10 protein-coding genes are annotated in these 14,616 nt (G+C 68.3%); 4 read left to right on the top strand and 6 right to left on the bottom strand.

What is annotated here, in order from left to right; translation table 11 throughout:
* Positions 1-122: 122 nt before the first annotated feature.
* Both rho and trxA read right to left on the bottom strand, forming a co-directional pair.
* Complete coding sequence (rho, locus tag ADE01S_RS12195) at positions 123-1,382, bottom strand: transcription termination factor Rho (RefSeq protein WP_043541410.1); 1,260 nt, start codon at positions 1,380-1,382, stop codon at positions 123-125.
* A gap of 117 nt (positions 1,383-1,499) precedes the next feature.
* Complete coding sequence (gene trxA / locus ADE01S_RS12200) at positions 1,500-1,826, bottom strand: thioredoxin TrxA (protein ID WP_062681965.1); 327 nt, start codon at positions 1,824-1,826, stop codon at positions 1,500-1,502.
* A gap of 327 nt (positions 1,827-2,153) precedes the next feature.
* On the opposite strand from trxA, the gene parE reads away from it, so the two are divergent.
* Genes parE through ADE01S_RS12220 form a run of 4 tightly spaced genes read left to right on the top strand, consistent with a single transcriptional unit; the run spans position 2,154 to position 8,295 of the window.
* Positions 2,154-4,115: a DNA topoisomerase IV subunit B gene (parE, locus tag ADE01S_RS12205; RefSeq protein ID WP_062681966.1), complete on the top strand. Its 1,962-nt coding sequence runs from the start codon at positions 2,154-2,156 to the stop codon at positions 4,113-4,115.
* Entirely contained in the window at positions 4,115-4,738 is a 624-nt protein-coding gene (locus ADE01S_RS12210) for a YcxB family protein (protein ID WP_062681967.1), read from the top strand. Before parE ends, ADE01S_RS12210 begins: the two co-directional genes overlap by 1 nt.
* Before the next feature lie 7 nt (positions 4,739-4,745).
* Positions 4,746-7,070 (top strand): DNA topoisomerase IV subunit A, encoded by a 2,325-nt coding sequence (gene parC, locus ADE01S_RS12215; RefSeq protein ID WP_062681968.1) that lies wholly within the window; start codon positions 4,746-4,748, stop codon positions 7,068-7,070.
* Between the two features lie 34 nt (positions 7,071-7,104).
* Positions 7,105-8,295, top strand: a complete 1,191-nt coding sequence (locus ADE01S_RS12220; RefSeq protein ID WP_062682053.1) for a DUF418 domain-containing protein — start codon at positions 7,105-7,107, stop codon at positions 8,293-8,295.
* 9 nt (positions 8,296-8,304) lie between these two features.
* Here the strand turns inward: ADE01S_RS12220 and ADE01S_RS12225 are convergent, their stop codons facing one another.
* The 4 genes from ADE01S_RS12225 to ADE01S_RS12240 form a co-directional block, all read right to left on the bottom strand.
* Positions 8,305-10,923, bottom strand: coding sequence for a TRAP transporter permease (locus tag ADE01S_RS12225; protein ID WP_062682052.1), 2,619 nt, complete (start codon positions 10,921-10,923; stop codon positions 8,305-8,307).
* A 141-nt stretch (positions 10,924-11,064) separates the two neighbouring features.
* Positions 11,065-12,069 (bottom strand): TAXI family TRAP transporter solute-binding subunit, encoded by a 1,005-nt coding sequence (locus ADE01S_RS12230; protein ID WP_062681969.1) that lies wholly within the window; start codon positions 12,067-12,069, stop codon positions 11,065-11,067.
* Positions 12,070-12,228: 159 nt separating this feature from the next.
* Positions 12,229-13,569: an aspartate aminotransferase family protein gene (locus tag ADE01S_RS12235; protein WP_062681970.1), complete on the bottom strand. Its 1,341-nt coding sequence runs from the start codon at positions 13,567-13,569 to the stop codon at positions 12,229-12,231.
* 42 nt (positions 13,570-13,611) lie between these two features.
* On the bottom strand, positions 13,612-14,544 hold the full coding sequence (locus ADE01S_RS12240) for a MurR/RpiR family transcriptional regulator (RefSeq protein WP_062681971.1): 933 nt from the start codon (positions 14,542-14,544) through the stop codon (positions 13,612-13,614).
* Between the last annotated feature and the right edge of the window lie 72 nt (positions 14,545-14,616).

Raw genomic sequence — 14,616 nt, forward strand, 5'->3', positions numbered from 1 at the left:
TTTAGTGCCGATCGCGGCAATAAAAACGGCCGCCCCAAGAGCCAGGCCGCGCGGATCCGGCTCCGCCGGTCCGCAGCGGCGCCCCCCCGGGGGGGGAAGCGCGCAGCGCTTCGGGGGGGGGACTACTTCTTTTTCATCATGTCGAAGAATTCGGCATTGGTCTTGGTGGCGCGCATCTTGTCCAGGATGAACTCCATCGACTGGACTTCGTCCATGTCGTGGATGAACTTGCGGAGCACCCAGACCTTCTGCAGCAGGTCCGGAGCGATCAGCAGCTCTTCGCGGCGGGTGCCGGACTTGTTCAGGTTGATCGAGGGGTAGACGCGCTTTTCAGCCAGGCGGCGTTCGAGGTGGACTTCGGAGTTGCCGGTGCCCTTGAACTCTTCATAGATGACTTCGTCCATGCGGCTGCCGGTTTCGATCAGCGCCGTGCCCAGGATGGTCAGCGAACCGCCTTCCTCCAGGTTGCGGGCGGCGCCGAAGAAGCGCTTGGGGCGCTGCAGGGCGTTGGCGTCCACGCCGCCGGTAAGCACCTTGCCGGAGGCCGGCACCACGGTGTTGTAGGCGCGGGCCAGACGGGTGATCGAGTCCAGCAGGATCACGACGTCCTTCTTCATTTCGACCAGGCGCTTGGCCTTCTCGATGACCATTTCCGCGACCTGCACGTGGCGGGTGGCGGGTTCGTCGAAGGTCGAGGCCACCACTTCGCCGCGCACGGTGCGCTGCATTTCGGTCACTTCCTCGGGGCGTTCGTCGACCAGCAGGACGATCATGACCGCGTCGGGGTAGTTGGTGGTGATGGCATGCGCGATGTGCTGCATCATCACCGTCTTGCCGGACTTGGGGCTGGCGACGATCAGGCCGCGCTGCCCCATGCCGATGGGGGCGAAGACGTCGAGAATCCGGCCGGTGAGGTTTTCCTCGCTCTTGATGTCGCGTTCCAGGCGGATCACGCGGTTCGGATGCAGCGGCGTCAGGTTTTCGAACATGATGCGATGCTTGATCGCTTCGGGCGCCACGCCGTTGACCTTGTCCACCTTCACCAGGGCGAAATAGCGCTCGCCGTCCTTGGGCGTGCGCACTTCGCCTTCGATCGAGTCGCCGGTATGCAGGTTGAAGCGGCGGATCTGCGACGGCGAGATGTAGATATCGTCCGTGCTGGCCAGGTACGAGGTCTCGGGCGAGCGCAGGAAGCCGAAGCCGTCGGGCAGGACTTCAAGCACGCCGTCGCCGAAAATCTGCTCGCCCTGCTTGGCGCGCCGTTTCATGATGGCGAACATCAGTTCCTGCTTGCGCAGGCGGTTGGCGTTCTCGATTTCCAGGCCGGCGGCCATTTCCAGCAGCTGCGAGACGTGCAGCGCCTTCAGTTCGTTGAGGTGCATCGCGGTGAGTGGTGGGGGAAAAGTAAAGGAGGGTTCTGGCGGCGCGCCACGGACGGGCTCGCGCGGTATGGAATGAGCGCCGCCACCAGGGCGGCGCCTTCGTTCACAGCACGCAGTTTACAACGCGCCGTCCAGGAATGCGGTGAGTTGCGACTTCGACAGCGCGCCAACTTTGGTGGCGGCGGCTTGGCCGTCTTTAAAGAGCATAAGGGTGGGAATGCCACGGATGCCGTACTTGGCGGCGGTGCCCTGGTTTTCGTCCACGTTCAGCTTGGCGATCGTCAGGCGGCCGGCGTATTCGTTGGCGACCTCTTCCAGGATCGGGGCGATCATCTTGCAGGGGCCGCACCAGGCAGCCCAGTAGTCCACCAGCACCGGCTGGCCGGACTTCAACACATCGGCATCGAAGCTTGCGTCACTGACGTTCTTGATTTGGTCGCTCATGATGGTGATTCTCGGTTCGGCAGCAAAGGGCGCGAAAAAAGGGACGCGCCTTGCCGTTGTTCTTGTTTGTGGAATGGACTAAAGCATACCACTGTCAATAACAACAGGCATACCACTGTTAATAACAACAGGTTTTGCCGGATTTGTGTAGCATGTTGCGGCGCAGTTGTTGCGATCCGGGCCATGCGGCCCCGATGCGCCGGCTGTGACTGTCATCATCCTACCGAATTCGGAGGTGGTCAGGTCGTGCGCATCCCACCGGGAGCCGCGCAGAACCTGGGCTTATCCGTAAAATGTCGGTTTTTTTCCACAGATGTTGGGGATAACTTGGCCACTCCACGTTACACCGAGGCGTCCATTCGCGTCCTGAAGGGACTGGAGCCCGTGCGCCAGCGCCCGGGCATGTACACCCGAACCGAAAACCCCCTGCACGTCGTGCAGGAGGTCATTGATAACGCCGCAGACGAGGCATTGGCCGGCTACGGCAAGCAGATCCAGGTCACGCTGCACGCGGACGGCAGCGTTTCCGTCGAAGACGACGGCCGCGGCATTCCGGTAGGCCTGCATCCCGAAGAGCACGCGCCCGTCGTGGAGCTGGTGTTCACCCGCCTGCACGCGGGCGGCAAGTTCGACAAGGCCGGCGGCGGCGCCTATGCGTTCTCCGGCGGCCTGCACGGCGTCGGCGTCTCCGTCACCAACGCCCTGGCCACGCGGCTGGAAGTGGTGGTGTGGCGCGACGGCGCGGTCAACCGGCTGGTCTTCAAGGGCGGCGACGTGGCCGAGCCCCTGGCGCCTTACGATCCGGGCGGCCGCAAGAAGTCCGGCACCCGCGTGCGCGTCTGGCCGGACGCCAAGTATTTCGACAGCCCCAACATTCCGCTGGGCGAGCTGACGCACCTGCTGCGCAGCAAGGCCGTGCTGCTGCCCGGGGTCAAGGTTTCGCTCATCAACGAGAAAACCGGCGACACCCGCAGCTGGCAGTACCAGGACGGTCTGCGCGGCTACCTGTCCGAGGCGCTGTCGGGGGCGGAACTGATGGTGCCGTTCTTCGAAGGCCAGCAGTACGCCGGCGCCGACCACGAGAACTTCGCCGAAGGCGAGGGCGCCCAGTGGGTGGTGGCCTGGACGGAAGACGGCAACGCCGTGCGCGAGTCCTACGTCAACCTGATCCCCACGCCCGCCGGCGGCACGCACGAGTCCGGCCTGCGCGAGGGCCTGTTCGGCGCGGTCAAGGGCTTCGCCGAACTGCACAGCCTGCTGCCCAAGGGCGTGAAGCTGCTGCCCGAGGACGTGTTCGCGCGCGCCAGCTTCGTGCTGTCGGCCAAGGTGCTGGACCCGCAATTCCAGGGCCAGATCAAGGAACGCCTGAACAGCCGCGACGCGGTGCGCCTGGTGGGCGGCTTTTCCAAGAGCGCGCTCGACCTGTGGCTGCACAGCAACGTCGAATACGGCAAGAAGCTGGCCGAACTGGCCATCCGCCAGGCCCAGGCGCGCCAGCGCTCCGCGCAGAAGGTCGAGAAGCGCAAGAGCTCGGGCGTGGCCGTGCTGCCGGGCAAGTTGACGGACTGCGAATCCAGCGACGCCTCGCGCACCGAGGTGTTCCTGGTCGAGGGCGACTCGGCCGGCGGGTCCGCCAAGATGGGCCGCGACAAGGAATTCCAGGCCATCCTGCCGCTGCGCGGCAAGGTGCTCAATTCCTGGGAGGTCGACCGCGACCGCCTGTTCGCCAACAACGAAATCCACGACATCTCCGTCGCCATCGGCGTGGACCCGCACGGCCCCGGCGATACGCCGGACCTGTCCGGCCTGCGCTACGGCCGCATCTGCATCCTCTCCGACGCGGACGTCGACGGCTCGCACATCCAGGTGCTGCTGCTGACGCTGTTCTACAAGCATTTCCCCAAGCTGGTGGAAGCCGGGCACGTCTACGTCGCCAAGCCGCCGCTGTTCCGGCTGGACGTGCCGGCGCAGGGCAAGCGGCCGGCCCGCAAGATCTACTGCCTGGACGATGGCGAGCTGGAGGCCGCGCAGGACAAGCTGCGCAAGGAAGGCGTGCGTGAAGGCGCCTGGGCGGTCAGCCGCTTCAAGGGCCTGGGCGAAATGAACCCCGAGCAGCTGTGGGAAACCACCATGAACCCGGATACGCGCCGGCTGCTGCCCGTGGGCTACGGCGACCAGACGCCCGCCGACACCACCCGCATGTTCGACATGCTGATGGGCAAGGGCGAATCCTCGCAACGCCGCGCCTGGATCGAAGAGAAGGGCAACCTGGCGGAGCTGGACATCTGATGGCCGGCTCCGAGTCCGGGCAGGCCCGCATGGACGTCGACCTGACCGCCGACGACTACGCCGACTTCGCCGCCTACGTGTACAAGCGCCCGGAACTGCGCCGCCGCCGCTACCGCTCGCATCTGCGTTTCGCGATCTTCATGATCGTGGCCCTGCTGGCCTACCTGGTCTGGCAGACCTGGGACGGCCAGGGCCCGAATTGGGGCCATCTGCTGCCGGTGTATTTCCAGGGGCTGGCGGTGGGGCTGGGCATCCTCGGGGTGCTGGCGCTGGCCTACGAGTACGTGCTGCCGACGCTCGTGAAGAAGAACACGCGCCGCATGCTGGCCAGGCAGCCCGACGATCTATTCCTCGGGCGGCACCAGCTGGACTTCGGCCGGGAAGGCATCTCGGATTCCACCGCCTCCGCTTCGGGGCGCATGGACTGGGCCGACGTGCGCCGGGTCGAGGAAACCCCGGACCATCTCTACGTCATTCTCGGCACCCTGCAGGGTGTGATCATCCCCAAGCGCGGACAGGACGCCGCCACGCTGGACGCCGTGCGCGGGCAACTGCGCGCGCATGTCGCCGACACGCAGCTGATGCCGTCCGCGCCCGCCGCTTCGACGAAATTGTCTACCTGAAACCATCATGACCGACAGCAATCAACCCGGTTTGTTCGATGCCACCCCGCCGGACGGCGAGGGCGATGCCGCCATTACCCTGGCGCGCTACGCCGAGCAGGCCTATCTGGACTATGCCGTTTCCGTGGTGCGGGGCCGCGCCCTGCCGGACGTCGGCGACGGGCAGAAGCCCGTGCAGCGCCGCATCCTGTTCGCGATGCAGGCGATGGGCCTGTCCGCCGGCGCCAAGCCCGTGAAGTCCGCGCGCGTCGTGGGCGACGTGCTGGGCAAATACCACCCGCACGGCGACCAGGCCGCCTATGACGCCATGGTGCGCATGGCGCAGGATTTCTCGCTGCGCTATCCGCTGATCGACGGCCAGGGCAACTTCGGTTCGCGCGACGGCGACAACGCCGCCGCGATGCGATACACGGAAGCCCGCCTGACCCCCATCGCCAAGCTGCTGCTCGACGAGCTGGACGAGGGCACCGTGGATTTCGTGCCCAACTACGACGGCAGCCAGCAGGAGCCGCAGATGCTGCCGGCGAGGCTGCCGGTGATGCTGCTCAACGGCGCCTCGGGCATCGCGGTCGGCATGGCCACCGAGATTCCTCCGCACAACCTGCGCGAAGTGGCCCAGGCCTGCGTGGCGCTCATCCGCCATCCGCAACTGCCGGATAGCGAGCTGCACGCCCTGGTTCCGGGCCCGGACTTCGCCGGCGGCGGGCAGATCATCACCCCGCCCGAGGACATCGCCCAGATCTACGCGGGGGGCCGGGGCTCGCTCAAGGTGCGGGCGCGCTGGCAGTTCGAGGAAATGGCGCGCGGCCAGTGGCAGCTGGTGGTTACCGAATTGCCGCCGGGCACCTCGGGCCAGAAGGTGCTGGAAGAAATCGAGGAAATCACCAATCCCAAGGTCAAGACCGGCAAGAAGAGCCTGACGCCCGAGCAGACGCAGGCCAAGGCGGTCATGCTGAACCTGCTGGACGCGGTGCGCGACGAATCGGGCAAGGACGCCGCCGTGCGCCTGGTTTTCGAACCCAAGACCTCGCGCGTGGACCGCGACGAATTCGTCAACACGCTGCTGGCGCAGACCAGCATGGAAAGCAGCGCGTCGGTCAACCTGGTGTGCATCGGCACAGACGGCCGGCCGCGCCAGAAGGGCCTGCGCGAGATCCTGGTCGAGTGGCTGGCCTTCCGCACCAACACCGTGGTGCGCCGCACCCGCTTCCGCCTGGACAAGGTCATCGACCGCATCCACGTGCTGGAAGGCCGGATGGTCGTCTACCTGAACGTGGACGAAGTGATCCAGACGATCCGCGAATCGGACGAGCCGCGCGCCGCGCTGATGGAGCGCTTCAACCTGTCCGAGCGGCAGGCCGAGGACATCCTCGAAATGCGGCTGCGCCAGCTGGCCCGCCTGGAAGGATTCAAGATCGAGCAGGAGCTGGCCGACAAGCGCAAGGAACAGCTCGGCCTGCAGGAACTGCTGGACAACCCGTCCGCGCTCAAGCGTCTGCTGATCAAGGAGATCGAGGCCGACGCCAAGCAATACGGCGACGACCGCCGCACGCTGATCGAGACGGCCGAGCGCGCCGTGCTCGAAACCAAGGTGCTGGACGAGCCGGTCACCGTGGTCGTGTCGCAGAAGGGCTGGCTGCGCGCCCGCCAGGGCCATGGCCACGATGCCGCGCAATTCGGCTTCAAGCAGGGCGACGACCTGTACGGCGCGTTCGAGTGCCGCACCACCGATACGCTGATCGCCGTGGGCGACAACGGGCGCGTCTATTCCGTGCCGGTTTCCGGGCTGCCCTCGGCGCGCGGCGACGGCCAGCCGGTCACCACCATGATCGACCTGGGGCCGGGCACGCGCATCGTCCACACGATCGCGGCGGCCGCCGACAGCCGCTGGCTGCTGGCCACGCGCGGCGGCTACGGCTTCGCCGCCAAGCTTTCCGACATGGTCAGCCGCCAGCGCGCCGGCAAGCAGTTCATCACGCTGGAAGAGGGCGACGAACTGCTGCGGCCGGTGCCGCTGTTCGCGGGCGCCACCCAGCTCGCGCTGTTGTCGCACAAGGGCAAGTTCCTGGTCTTCGGGCTGGATGAGGTCAAGACCCTGTCGGGCGGCGGACGCGGCACCATCCTGATGGGCCTGGACCCCTCGGACAAGCTGGACCAGACCGTGCCGATCGGCGCGGGCGGCCTGCGCGCCGCGGGCATCTACCGCAACAAGCACACCGAGGACATCCTGGCCGGCGCTGCGCTGGCGCCCTACGTCGGCAAGCGGGCCCGCAAGGGACGCGCGCTGGACGTCCGGCCCAAGCAGCCGGTGCTGTCGCCGGTGCTGGGCTAGCCCCGCGATGCGCGTCCAGCCGGAGGCCGGCGCGATGGGAGATCCCGGGCGCCTGGCCCAGGTGGACGCGCTGCGCGGCTTCGCGCTGTTCGGCATCCTGGTGGTCAACATCGGGGTGTTCGCATCGCCGTTCTACGGCGCCGGCGTCCCCGACCCGGTGTATTCGCGGCCCGTGGACCTGGCCGTGGGCTGGCTGATCGCCTGGCTGTTCGAGACCAAGTTCTACCTGCTGTTCTCGTTCCTGTTCGGCTACAGCTTCACCTTGCAGATGGCGGCGGCCGAACGCGGCGGCGCCGCGTTCACGCCGCGTTTCCTGCGCCGGCTGGCGGGGCTGGCGGTGCTGGGAGGCGCGCACGCGGTGCTGTTCTACCAGGGCGACATCCTGGTCACCTACGCGTTGCTGGGCCTGGGGCTGCTGCTGTGCCGGCGCATGGATCCGCGGCGCGCGCTGCGCGTCTCGCTGTGGCTCATCGTGCTGGCCGCCACGCTGTGGGCCGTGCTGGGCGGGCTGGCGTTCCTGGATCCGCTGCCGGCCGATTACGCGGCCCAGTACCATGCGGACGCGCTATCGGCCATCGAGGCCTACCGCGGCACCATCGGCACCACCATCGCCCAGCACGTCAAGGAGCTGACCGAGGCCGTCTGGTTCACGGTGCTGTTGGTGCAGGGGCCGTTCGTCTTCGCCATGTTCCTGGCCGGCCTGGCGCTGGGCCGCCGCCAGGCGCTTGCCGATCCCTGGCGCCAGCCGCGCGCGCTGGGCCTGCTGTGCGCGCTGGGGCTGCTGCCGGGCTTGGCCGGCTCGGCGGTCTATGCCACTACCGGGCTGCCTTCGGCCGGCTCGGCCTGGGAGTTGCCGGGGTTGGCGGCCGATCTGCTGACCGCGCCGCTGCTCAGCATGTCGTACGCGGCGGCCTTCCTCCTGGCGCTGCGCACCCGGCCGGGCGCGCGGCTCGGCGCCTGGCTCGCGCCGGCGGGCCGCATGGCGCTGACCAACTACCTGATGCAGTCCGTGGTCTGCGCCTTTCTCTTCACCGCCTGGGGCCTGCGGCTGTTCGCCACGGTGTCGCCCCTGGCGTGCTTCGTCATCGCGGTGGCCATTTTCGCGGCCCAGCTGCCGCTGTCCGCCTGGTGGCTGCGGCGGCACGCCTATGGGCCGGTGGAGTGGTTCCTGCGCGCGCTCACCCTCGGCGCATGGCCGGCCTGGCGGCGCGCGCAACCGGACTGATCGGCCGGATCAGGCAGGATTCGCGCGCAGCCGGCCGGCCGGCGCGCCGCCGTCGCGCCGGCCCTGGCGCACCCAGATGCCCGCCAGCAACAGCAGCGCGGGCAGGTAGACCCAGAAGTCGGACCAACGATGCGGGTTCGGCATTTTCACTTCCACCACGTCCCAGCCCTGTTCCCAGCCGGCGCGCTGCGCGCGGCTGCCGAAGCGCAGGCCGCCGATCTGCGTCTGGTCGCCCAGGCTCATCAGCGTCAGCCCCGCTTCGGCCATGCGCTTGCGGCCCGCGTCCGGCGCGTCGGCGCCGGAGGCCAGTTCGGGCAGGGCGACGGCAACGGTCTTGGTCAGTTCGTCGCCTTCCAGGTTGATGCCGCGCAGCACCACGGTCAGGCGGCCGTTGTCCGGCAGCGCGGCCGCGATGGCCTGCATGTCGGCGGCCGGACGGCTTTCGTGGCGCGGCGCGAAATGGTCCATGAACCAGTCCGGGCGGAACAGCATGAAGGTCACCAGCAGCAGGACTCCGACTTCGAGCAGCGTGCAGCGCGTGCGGAACCAGCGCATGGTGGCCGCGGCGAAGGTCAGCGAAGCCAGGGTGGCGCCCGCTACCACCAGCGCCAGTTCCCAGCCGTAGCTGACGTCGATCAGCAGCAGCATGGGGTTGAACACGAACATGAACGGCAGGATGGCCGTGCGCGCCGCGTAGGTGACGCCCTGGATGCCGGTCTTGATCGGATCCTCGCCCGAGATCGCGGCGGCCGCGAACGTGGCCAGGCCGACCGGCGGCGTGATGTCGGCCATGATGCCGTAATAGAACACGAACATATGCACGGCGATCAGGGGGATGACCAGCCCGTTCTGCGCGCCCAGTTCCACCACCACCGGCGCCATCAGCGTGGCCATCAGGATGTAGTTGGCCGTCGTGGGCATGCCCAGCCCCAGGATCAGGCACACCACCGCCGTGAAGATCAGCATGAGCAGCACGTTGCCCATCGACACCAGCTCGACGAAGGCCGTCATGCGCAGGCCCAGGCCGGTCAGGGTGATGGCGCCGACGATCAGCCCCGCGGTGCCGCAGGCGATGGCGATGCCTATCATGTTGCGGGCGCCTTCTTCCAGGCCGCCGACGGCGTCGCGCCATCCCTGGCGCCAGGCCGGCCCCGCCGGCTGCTTGCGGAACCAGGCGATCAGCGGGCGCTGCGTCACCATCTGGAACAGCATCGCCATCGCCGCCCAGAACGCGGACAGGCCCGCCGACAGCTCTTCCACGCTCAGGCACCACACGAGGATGCCGATCGGGATCAGGAAGTACAGGCCGGCGCGCACGGTGGGCCAGGGCTGCGGCCGCACCGGATGGTTGATGTCGATGTCCTGCGGCAGGTCGGGGTGGCGGGCCGCGATGCGCAGCAGCCACAGGTAGAGCGCGGCCAGGATGGCCAGCAGCAGCCAGGTGGCCGCGGCGCCCGCCACCGCCTGTATGCCGGTGCCGATGTAGTACACGGCGCCCATCACCACCAGCGTGCCGCTGATGCCCATGCCCCATCCCGCCAGCTTCTGCAGCGGCGTGCGCGCGGGCCCGGAGGCCATCATGGGCTGGATCCCCAGCTTCAGGGCCTCCAGGTGGACGATGTAGAAGAGGGCGATGTAGGAGATCGCGGCCGGCAGGATCGCGTGGCGGATGATGTCGGTATAGGGGATGCCGACGTATTCGATCATCAGGAACGCGGCCGCGCCCATCACCGGCGGCATGATCTGGCCGTTGACCGAGGACGCGGTTTCGATCGCCCCGGCGCGCACGCCGCCGTAGCCGGCCTTCTTCATCAGGGGTATCGTGAAGATCCCGCCGGTCACCACGTTGGCCACCGACGAGGCCGATACCAGGCCGTTGACGGCGGAAGACACCACGGCCACCTTGGCCGGGCCGCCCCGCAGGTGCCCCAGCAGCGCGAACGACACCTGCATCATGTAGTTGCCGGCGCCGCACTTGTCCAGCATGGAGCCCAGCAGCACGAAGATGAAAATGTAGGACACCGACACGCCCAGCGCCACGCCGTAGACGCCTTCGGTGGTGAGCCACATGTGGGACATCAGGCGTTCCAGCGACGCGCCCCGGTGGGCCAGCACGTCGGGCAGCCAGGGGCCGGCCAGCGCGTAGGCGACGAACACCAGGCCCAACACCGTCATGGGCAGGCCCAGCGCGCGGCGCGTCACTTCCAGCAGCAGCGCCAGCCCGATGGCGGCGGTGGCCACGTCCATGGGGGTGGGCTGCCCCGGCCGGCCGGCCAGTTCGTTGTAGAACACATAGAGATAGCTTCCGCAGAAGCCGGCCATCAACGCCAGCGCCCAGTCGTACCAGGGCATGCGATCGCGCGCGGACCGCTTGCTGGCCGGATAGGCCAGGTAGCCCAGGAACATGGCGATGCCCAGGTGCAGGGCGCGCGCCTCGGTGTCGTTGAAAATGCCCCAGTTCAGCGAGAACGGCAGCGGCGACGCGTACCAGAGCTGGAAGAGGGACCAGATCAGCGCGCCCGCGGCCAGCGTCGCGCCCGCGACGCCGCGCACGTTGCGGCCTCCGCGGTCGGCATCGGCGACCAGCTGTTCCAGGTCCGGGGCCGGCGATTGCGGCTCTTTTGTCATGAATTTCCCCTGCATGGTGCGCGCCACGGAAAGGCGCGCGTTGTGTCCTTGCGCGCGGCTGCGGCGCGCAAGGGGCGGCAGCCGCCGGGACCGCGCGCGGGGCGGGTCCGTCGGGCATGCCGGACTGGCGGTACCGCGGCCTTAGAGCAGGCCCTTTTCCTTGAAGTACTTCTCGGCGCCCGGATGCAGGGGCGCCGACAGGCCGTTCTTCACCATGTCAGCGGCCTTCAGGTTGGCGAAGGCCGGGTGCAGCTTCTTGAAGTCGTCGAAGTTGTCGAACACGGCCTTGACCACGGTGTAGACGGTGGCGTCGGGCACGTCGGCCGAGGTCACGAAAGTGGCGGTGACGCCGTACGTCTTGGTCTCGTCCGGGTTGTTCGGATACAGCCCGGCCGGGATCGTGGCGTGGGCGTAGTACGGGTACTTTTCGACTAGTTTGTCCACCGCGGGGCCGGTCAGCGAGACGAGCTTGGCGCCGCAACTGGTGGTGGGGTCCTGGATGTTGGCGGACGGGTGGCCGACGCCATAGAAGAAGCCGTCGATCTTGCCATCGCACACCGCGGAGCCGTGCTCGTCCGGACGCAGTTCGGACGCGAGCGAGAAGTCCTTCATCGTCCAACCCATGGTGGCCAGCAGTTCTTCCATCGAGGCGCGGGTGCCCGAGCCGGGGTTGCCAACGTTGAAGCGCTTGCCCTTCAGGTCTTCGAAGCTCTTGATGTTGGCTTCCTTGCGCGTCACGACGGTGAACGGTTCGGGGTGGATCGAGAAGACGGAGCGCAGCTTCGGATAGGGGCCCGCCTGCTTGAACTGGCCTTCGCCGTTGTAGGCGTTGAAGCCGACGTCGGACTGCACGACGCCCAGGTCCAGCTCGCCGGCCTTGATGGTGTTGGCGTTGAAGACCGAGCCGCCGGTCGATTCGACCGAACAGCGGATGCCGTGATTGGCGCGGTCCTTGTTGACGAGGCGGCAGATGGCGCCGCCGGCGGCATAGTAGACGCCGGTGACGCCGCCCGTGCCGATACTGACGAACTTCTGTTGGGCGGCGGCAGGAGCCGGCGCCGCGGACAGCAATGCCGTGGCCAGGCCCGCGGCTGCGAGCGTCCAGGCATTGCGATGGCCCAAGGGGTGTTTGACGGACGTGGTCATGCAAACTCCTTTTGGGGGTTTTCCCCGTGAGATTGCCGGTCTTTGCCGGCGGTTGGCGCATCCCGCGAGCCCGCGGAACGCCCTGTGCGAATCTTCACGCGCCCGCGCGAGGCGGGCAGGGGCGCGGCGGATTCCCCCCGCCGCGCCGGCAGCCGGCGCCTAGGCGCGCGCCTGCTCGATGGCGGCGTCGATGGCGCCGGCCAGGCGTTCGGTCAATTGGTCCAGTTCATCCTCCGTGACGATGAAGGGCGGCGCGAGCAGCACGTGGTCGCCGTGGCGGCCGTCGATGGTGCCGCCCATCGGATAGACCATCAGTCCGCGCGCCATGGCCTCGCGCTTGATGCGCGCATGCAGCGACAGCGCCGGATCGAAGGTCTGCTTGCTGGCGCGGTCGCGCACTAGCTCGACGCCCATGAACAGGCCTCGGCCGCGGATATCGCCCACGTGCGGATGGGCGCCCAGCGCGTGTTCGAGCCGAGCGCGCAGGCCCGCGCCTTGCTCGCGCACGCGCGCCAGCAGGCCGTCGCGCCGGATCACGTCCTGCACGGCGAGCGACGCCGCGCAGGCCACCGCATGGCCCAGGTAGGTGTGGCCGTGCTGGAAGAAGCCGCTGCCTTGCTGCATGGCTCCCACGACGCGCTGCTGCGCCATCACGGCGCCGATGGGCTGATAGCCGCCGCCCAGGCCCTTGGCGATGGTGATCAGATCGGGCGTCACGCCTTCCTGCTCCACCGCGTACAGCGTGCCGGTGCGGCCCATGCCGCACATCACTTCGTCGGCGATCAGCAGCACGCCATGGCGGTCGCATACCTCGCGGATGCGCCGGAAGTAGCCGGGCACGGCGGTGACCGCGCCGGCCGTAGCGCCGACCACGGGCTCGGCCACGAAGGCCATGACGGTGCCCGGGCCCAGCCGTTCGAAGGTCTGCTCCAGTTCGAGGGCCAGGCGCTCGCCGTACTGTTCGGCGCTTTCGCCTTCACGCTGGTCGCGGTACGCATAGCAGGGCGAAACGTGCTCGACCTCGATCAGCAGCGGCGCGAATTGCGCGCGCCGCCAGGCGTTGCCGCCCACCGCCAGCGCGCCCAGCGTATTGCCGTGGTAGCTCTGCCGGCGCGCCACGATGTGGCGGCGTTCGGGCTGGCCGATCTCGACGAAGTACTGGCGAGCCATTTTCAGCGCCGCCTCCACGGCCTCCGAGCCGCCCGACACGAAGTACGCGTGCGAGATGCCGGCCGGGGCGTCGGCGACCAGGCGGTCGGCCAGCTGCTCGGCCACTTCCGTGGTGAAGAAGCTGGTGTGCGCATAGGCCAGCGCGTCGATCTGCGCATGCATGGCGGCCTGGATGTCGGGATGGTTGTGGCCCAGGCAGGAAACGGCGGCGCCGCCCGAGCCGTCGAGATATGCGCGGCCGGCGCTGTCATAGACCCAGGCGCCCTGGCCGCGCACGGCGACAGGGGGCGTCTGGCGTAGGGATCGATGCAGGACGTGGGTTTGGCTCATGAGGCGATTCCACTGATCAGGAGTTGAAGACGAATCCGGGCGTCAGGCCGGCCGGCGGGGCTGGCCGCCGTTCCAGTAAATGTTGTCGGTGAGCAGGCGCTGCTCCACCTCGGTCAGGCGGTTCAGCACCTCGTCTCCGCCGCGCGCCGTCAGGCGCGCGATCAGGTGTTCGGCCAGGCCCAGCAGGCCGGCGGTGGTATGGAAGAACGAACCGGGCCCGTGGCGGGCGGGGCGGGCCTGCACCCCGTCGCGATCGGGCGGGGCGAAGCGCAGCGTGTGGCGGGCATCCACGGCCAGTGGCGAGAGCGGGTCGTCGGTCAGCGCGATGAGCGCGACGCCGCGCTGGGCCGCCTGGCGCGCCAGCTGGACGGTGGCGGTGGGATAGGGCGCCTGCGAAATCACGATCAGCGCGTCGCTGGCGCCCAGGTTGTCGGCCTGTTCGGCGGGGGCGCCGCCCAGGCCGTCGATCAGCACGCTGTTGCGGCGCACCAGCTGGTAGGCATAGCGCATCTGGAAGGCGATGCCGAAGGCGGAACGCGTTCCCAGAAAGCCCACCTGGCGGGCTTCCAGCAGGGTCTGCACCGCCGCGTCGAAGGCGGAGGGCGGGTTCAGGGCGCACACGGAGCCCACGGCCTGCACCTGATATTCGGTCAGTACGTCGTGCCCGGGCGCGGCGGGCTCGCCCGCGGCGGCCTGCAAGGCGGCCGCGCGGTCGCGCAGCCCCGGCTTGCCCTGTCCGGCCAGCGCCTGCTGGAAGGGCAGGCGGAAATCCTCGTAGCTGGAGAACCCCACGGCCCGCGCCAGCCGCAGCATCGTGGCGGGCGCGACGCCCAGCGCCTGGGCCTGGCGCCGCATCGACCACAGGCCGACCTCGGCCGGATGCGCCGCGACCCAGCGCGCCGCCCGCTGCAGTTCCGGGGGCAAGTGTTCCAGCTTTTCCTGGAGGGCGAGGAGCAGGTCCGACGGGAGGGACATATCGGGCGGCGATTCTGAAAAAAACACATGATAAATCTCTGTTCAATTAAAAAACATGTGTTTCTTGTAGGG

The organism is Achromobacter denitrificans NBRC 15125 (assembly GCF_001571365.1).
In the GTDB taxonomy this organism is placed as follows: domain Bacteria; phylum Pseudomonadota; class Gammaproteobacteria; order Burkholderiales; family Burkholderiaceae_B; genus Achromobacter; species Achromobacter denitrificans.

Bases quoted from the DNA above. Each gene is read 5' to 3' on its own strand.
- ADE01S_RS12240 (WP_062681971.1), bottom strand. From the start codon at position 14,544: ATGTCCCTCCCGTCGGACCTGCTCCTCGCCCTCCAGGAAAAGCTGGAA.
- ADE01S_RS12220 (WP_062682053.1), top strand. From the start codon at position 7,105: ATGGGAGATCCCGGGCGCCTGGCCCAGGTGGACGCGCTGCGCGGCTTC.
- trxA (WP_062681965.1), bottom strand. From the start codon at position 1,826: ATGAGCGACCAAATCAAGAACGTCAGTGACGCAAGCTTCGATGCCGAT.
- ADE01S_RS12225 (WP_062682052.1), bottom strand. From the start codon at position 10,923: ATGACAAAAGAGCCGCAATCGCCGGCCCCGGACCTGGAACAGCTGGTC.
- ADE01S_RS12230 (WP_062681969.1), bottom strand. From the start codon at position 12,069: ATGACCACGTCCGTCAAACACCCCTTGGGCCATCGCAATGCCTGGACG.
- parC (WP_062681968.1), top strand. From the start codon at position 4,746: ATGACCGACAGCAATCAACCCGGTTTGTTCGATGCCACCCCGCCGGAC.
- ADE01S_RS12235 (WP_062681970.1), bottom strand. From the start codon at position 13,569: ATGAGCCAAACCCACGTCCTGCATCGATCCCTACGCCAGACGCCCCCT.
- ADE01S_RS12210 (WP_062681967.1), top strand. From the start codon at position 4,115: ATGGCCGGCTCCGAGTCCGGGCAGGCCCGCATGGACGTCGACCTGACC.
- rho (WP_043541410.1), bottom strand. From the start codon at position 1,382: ATGCACCTCAACGAACTGAAGGCGCTGCACGTCTCGCAGCTGCTGGAA.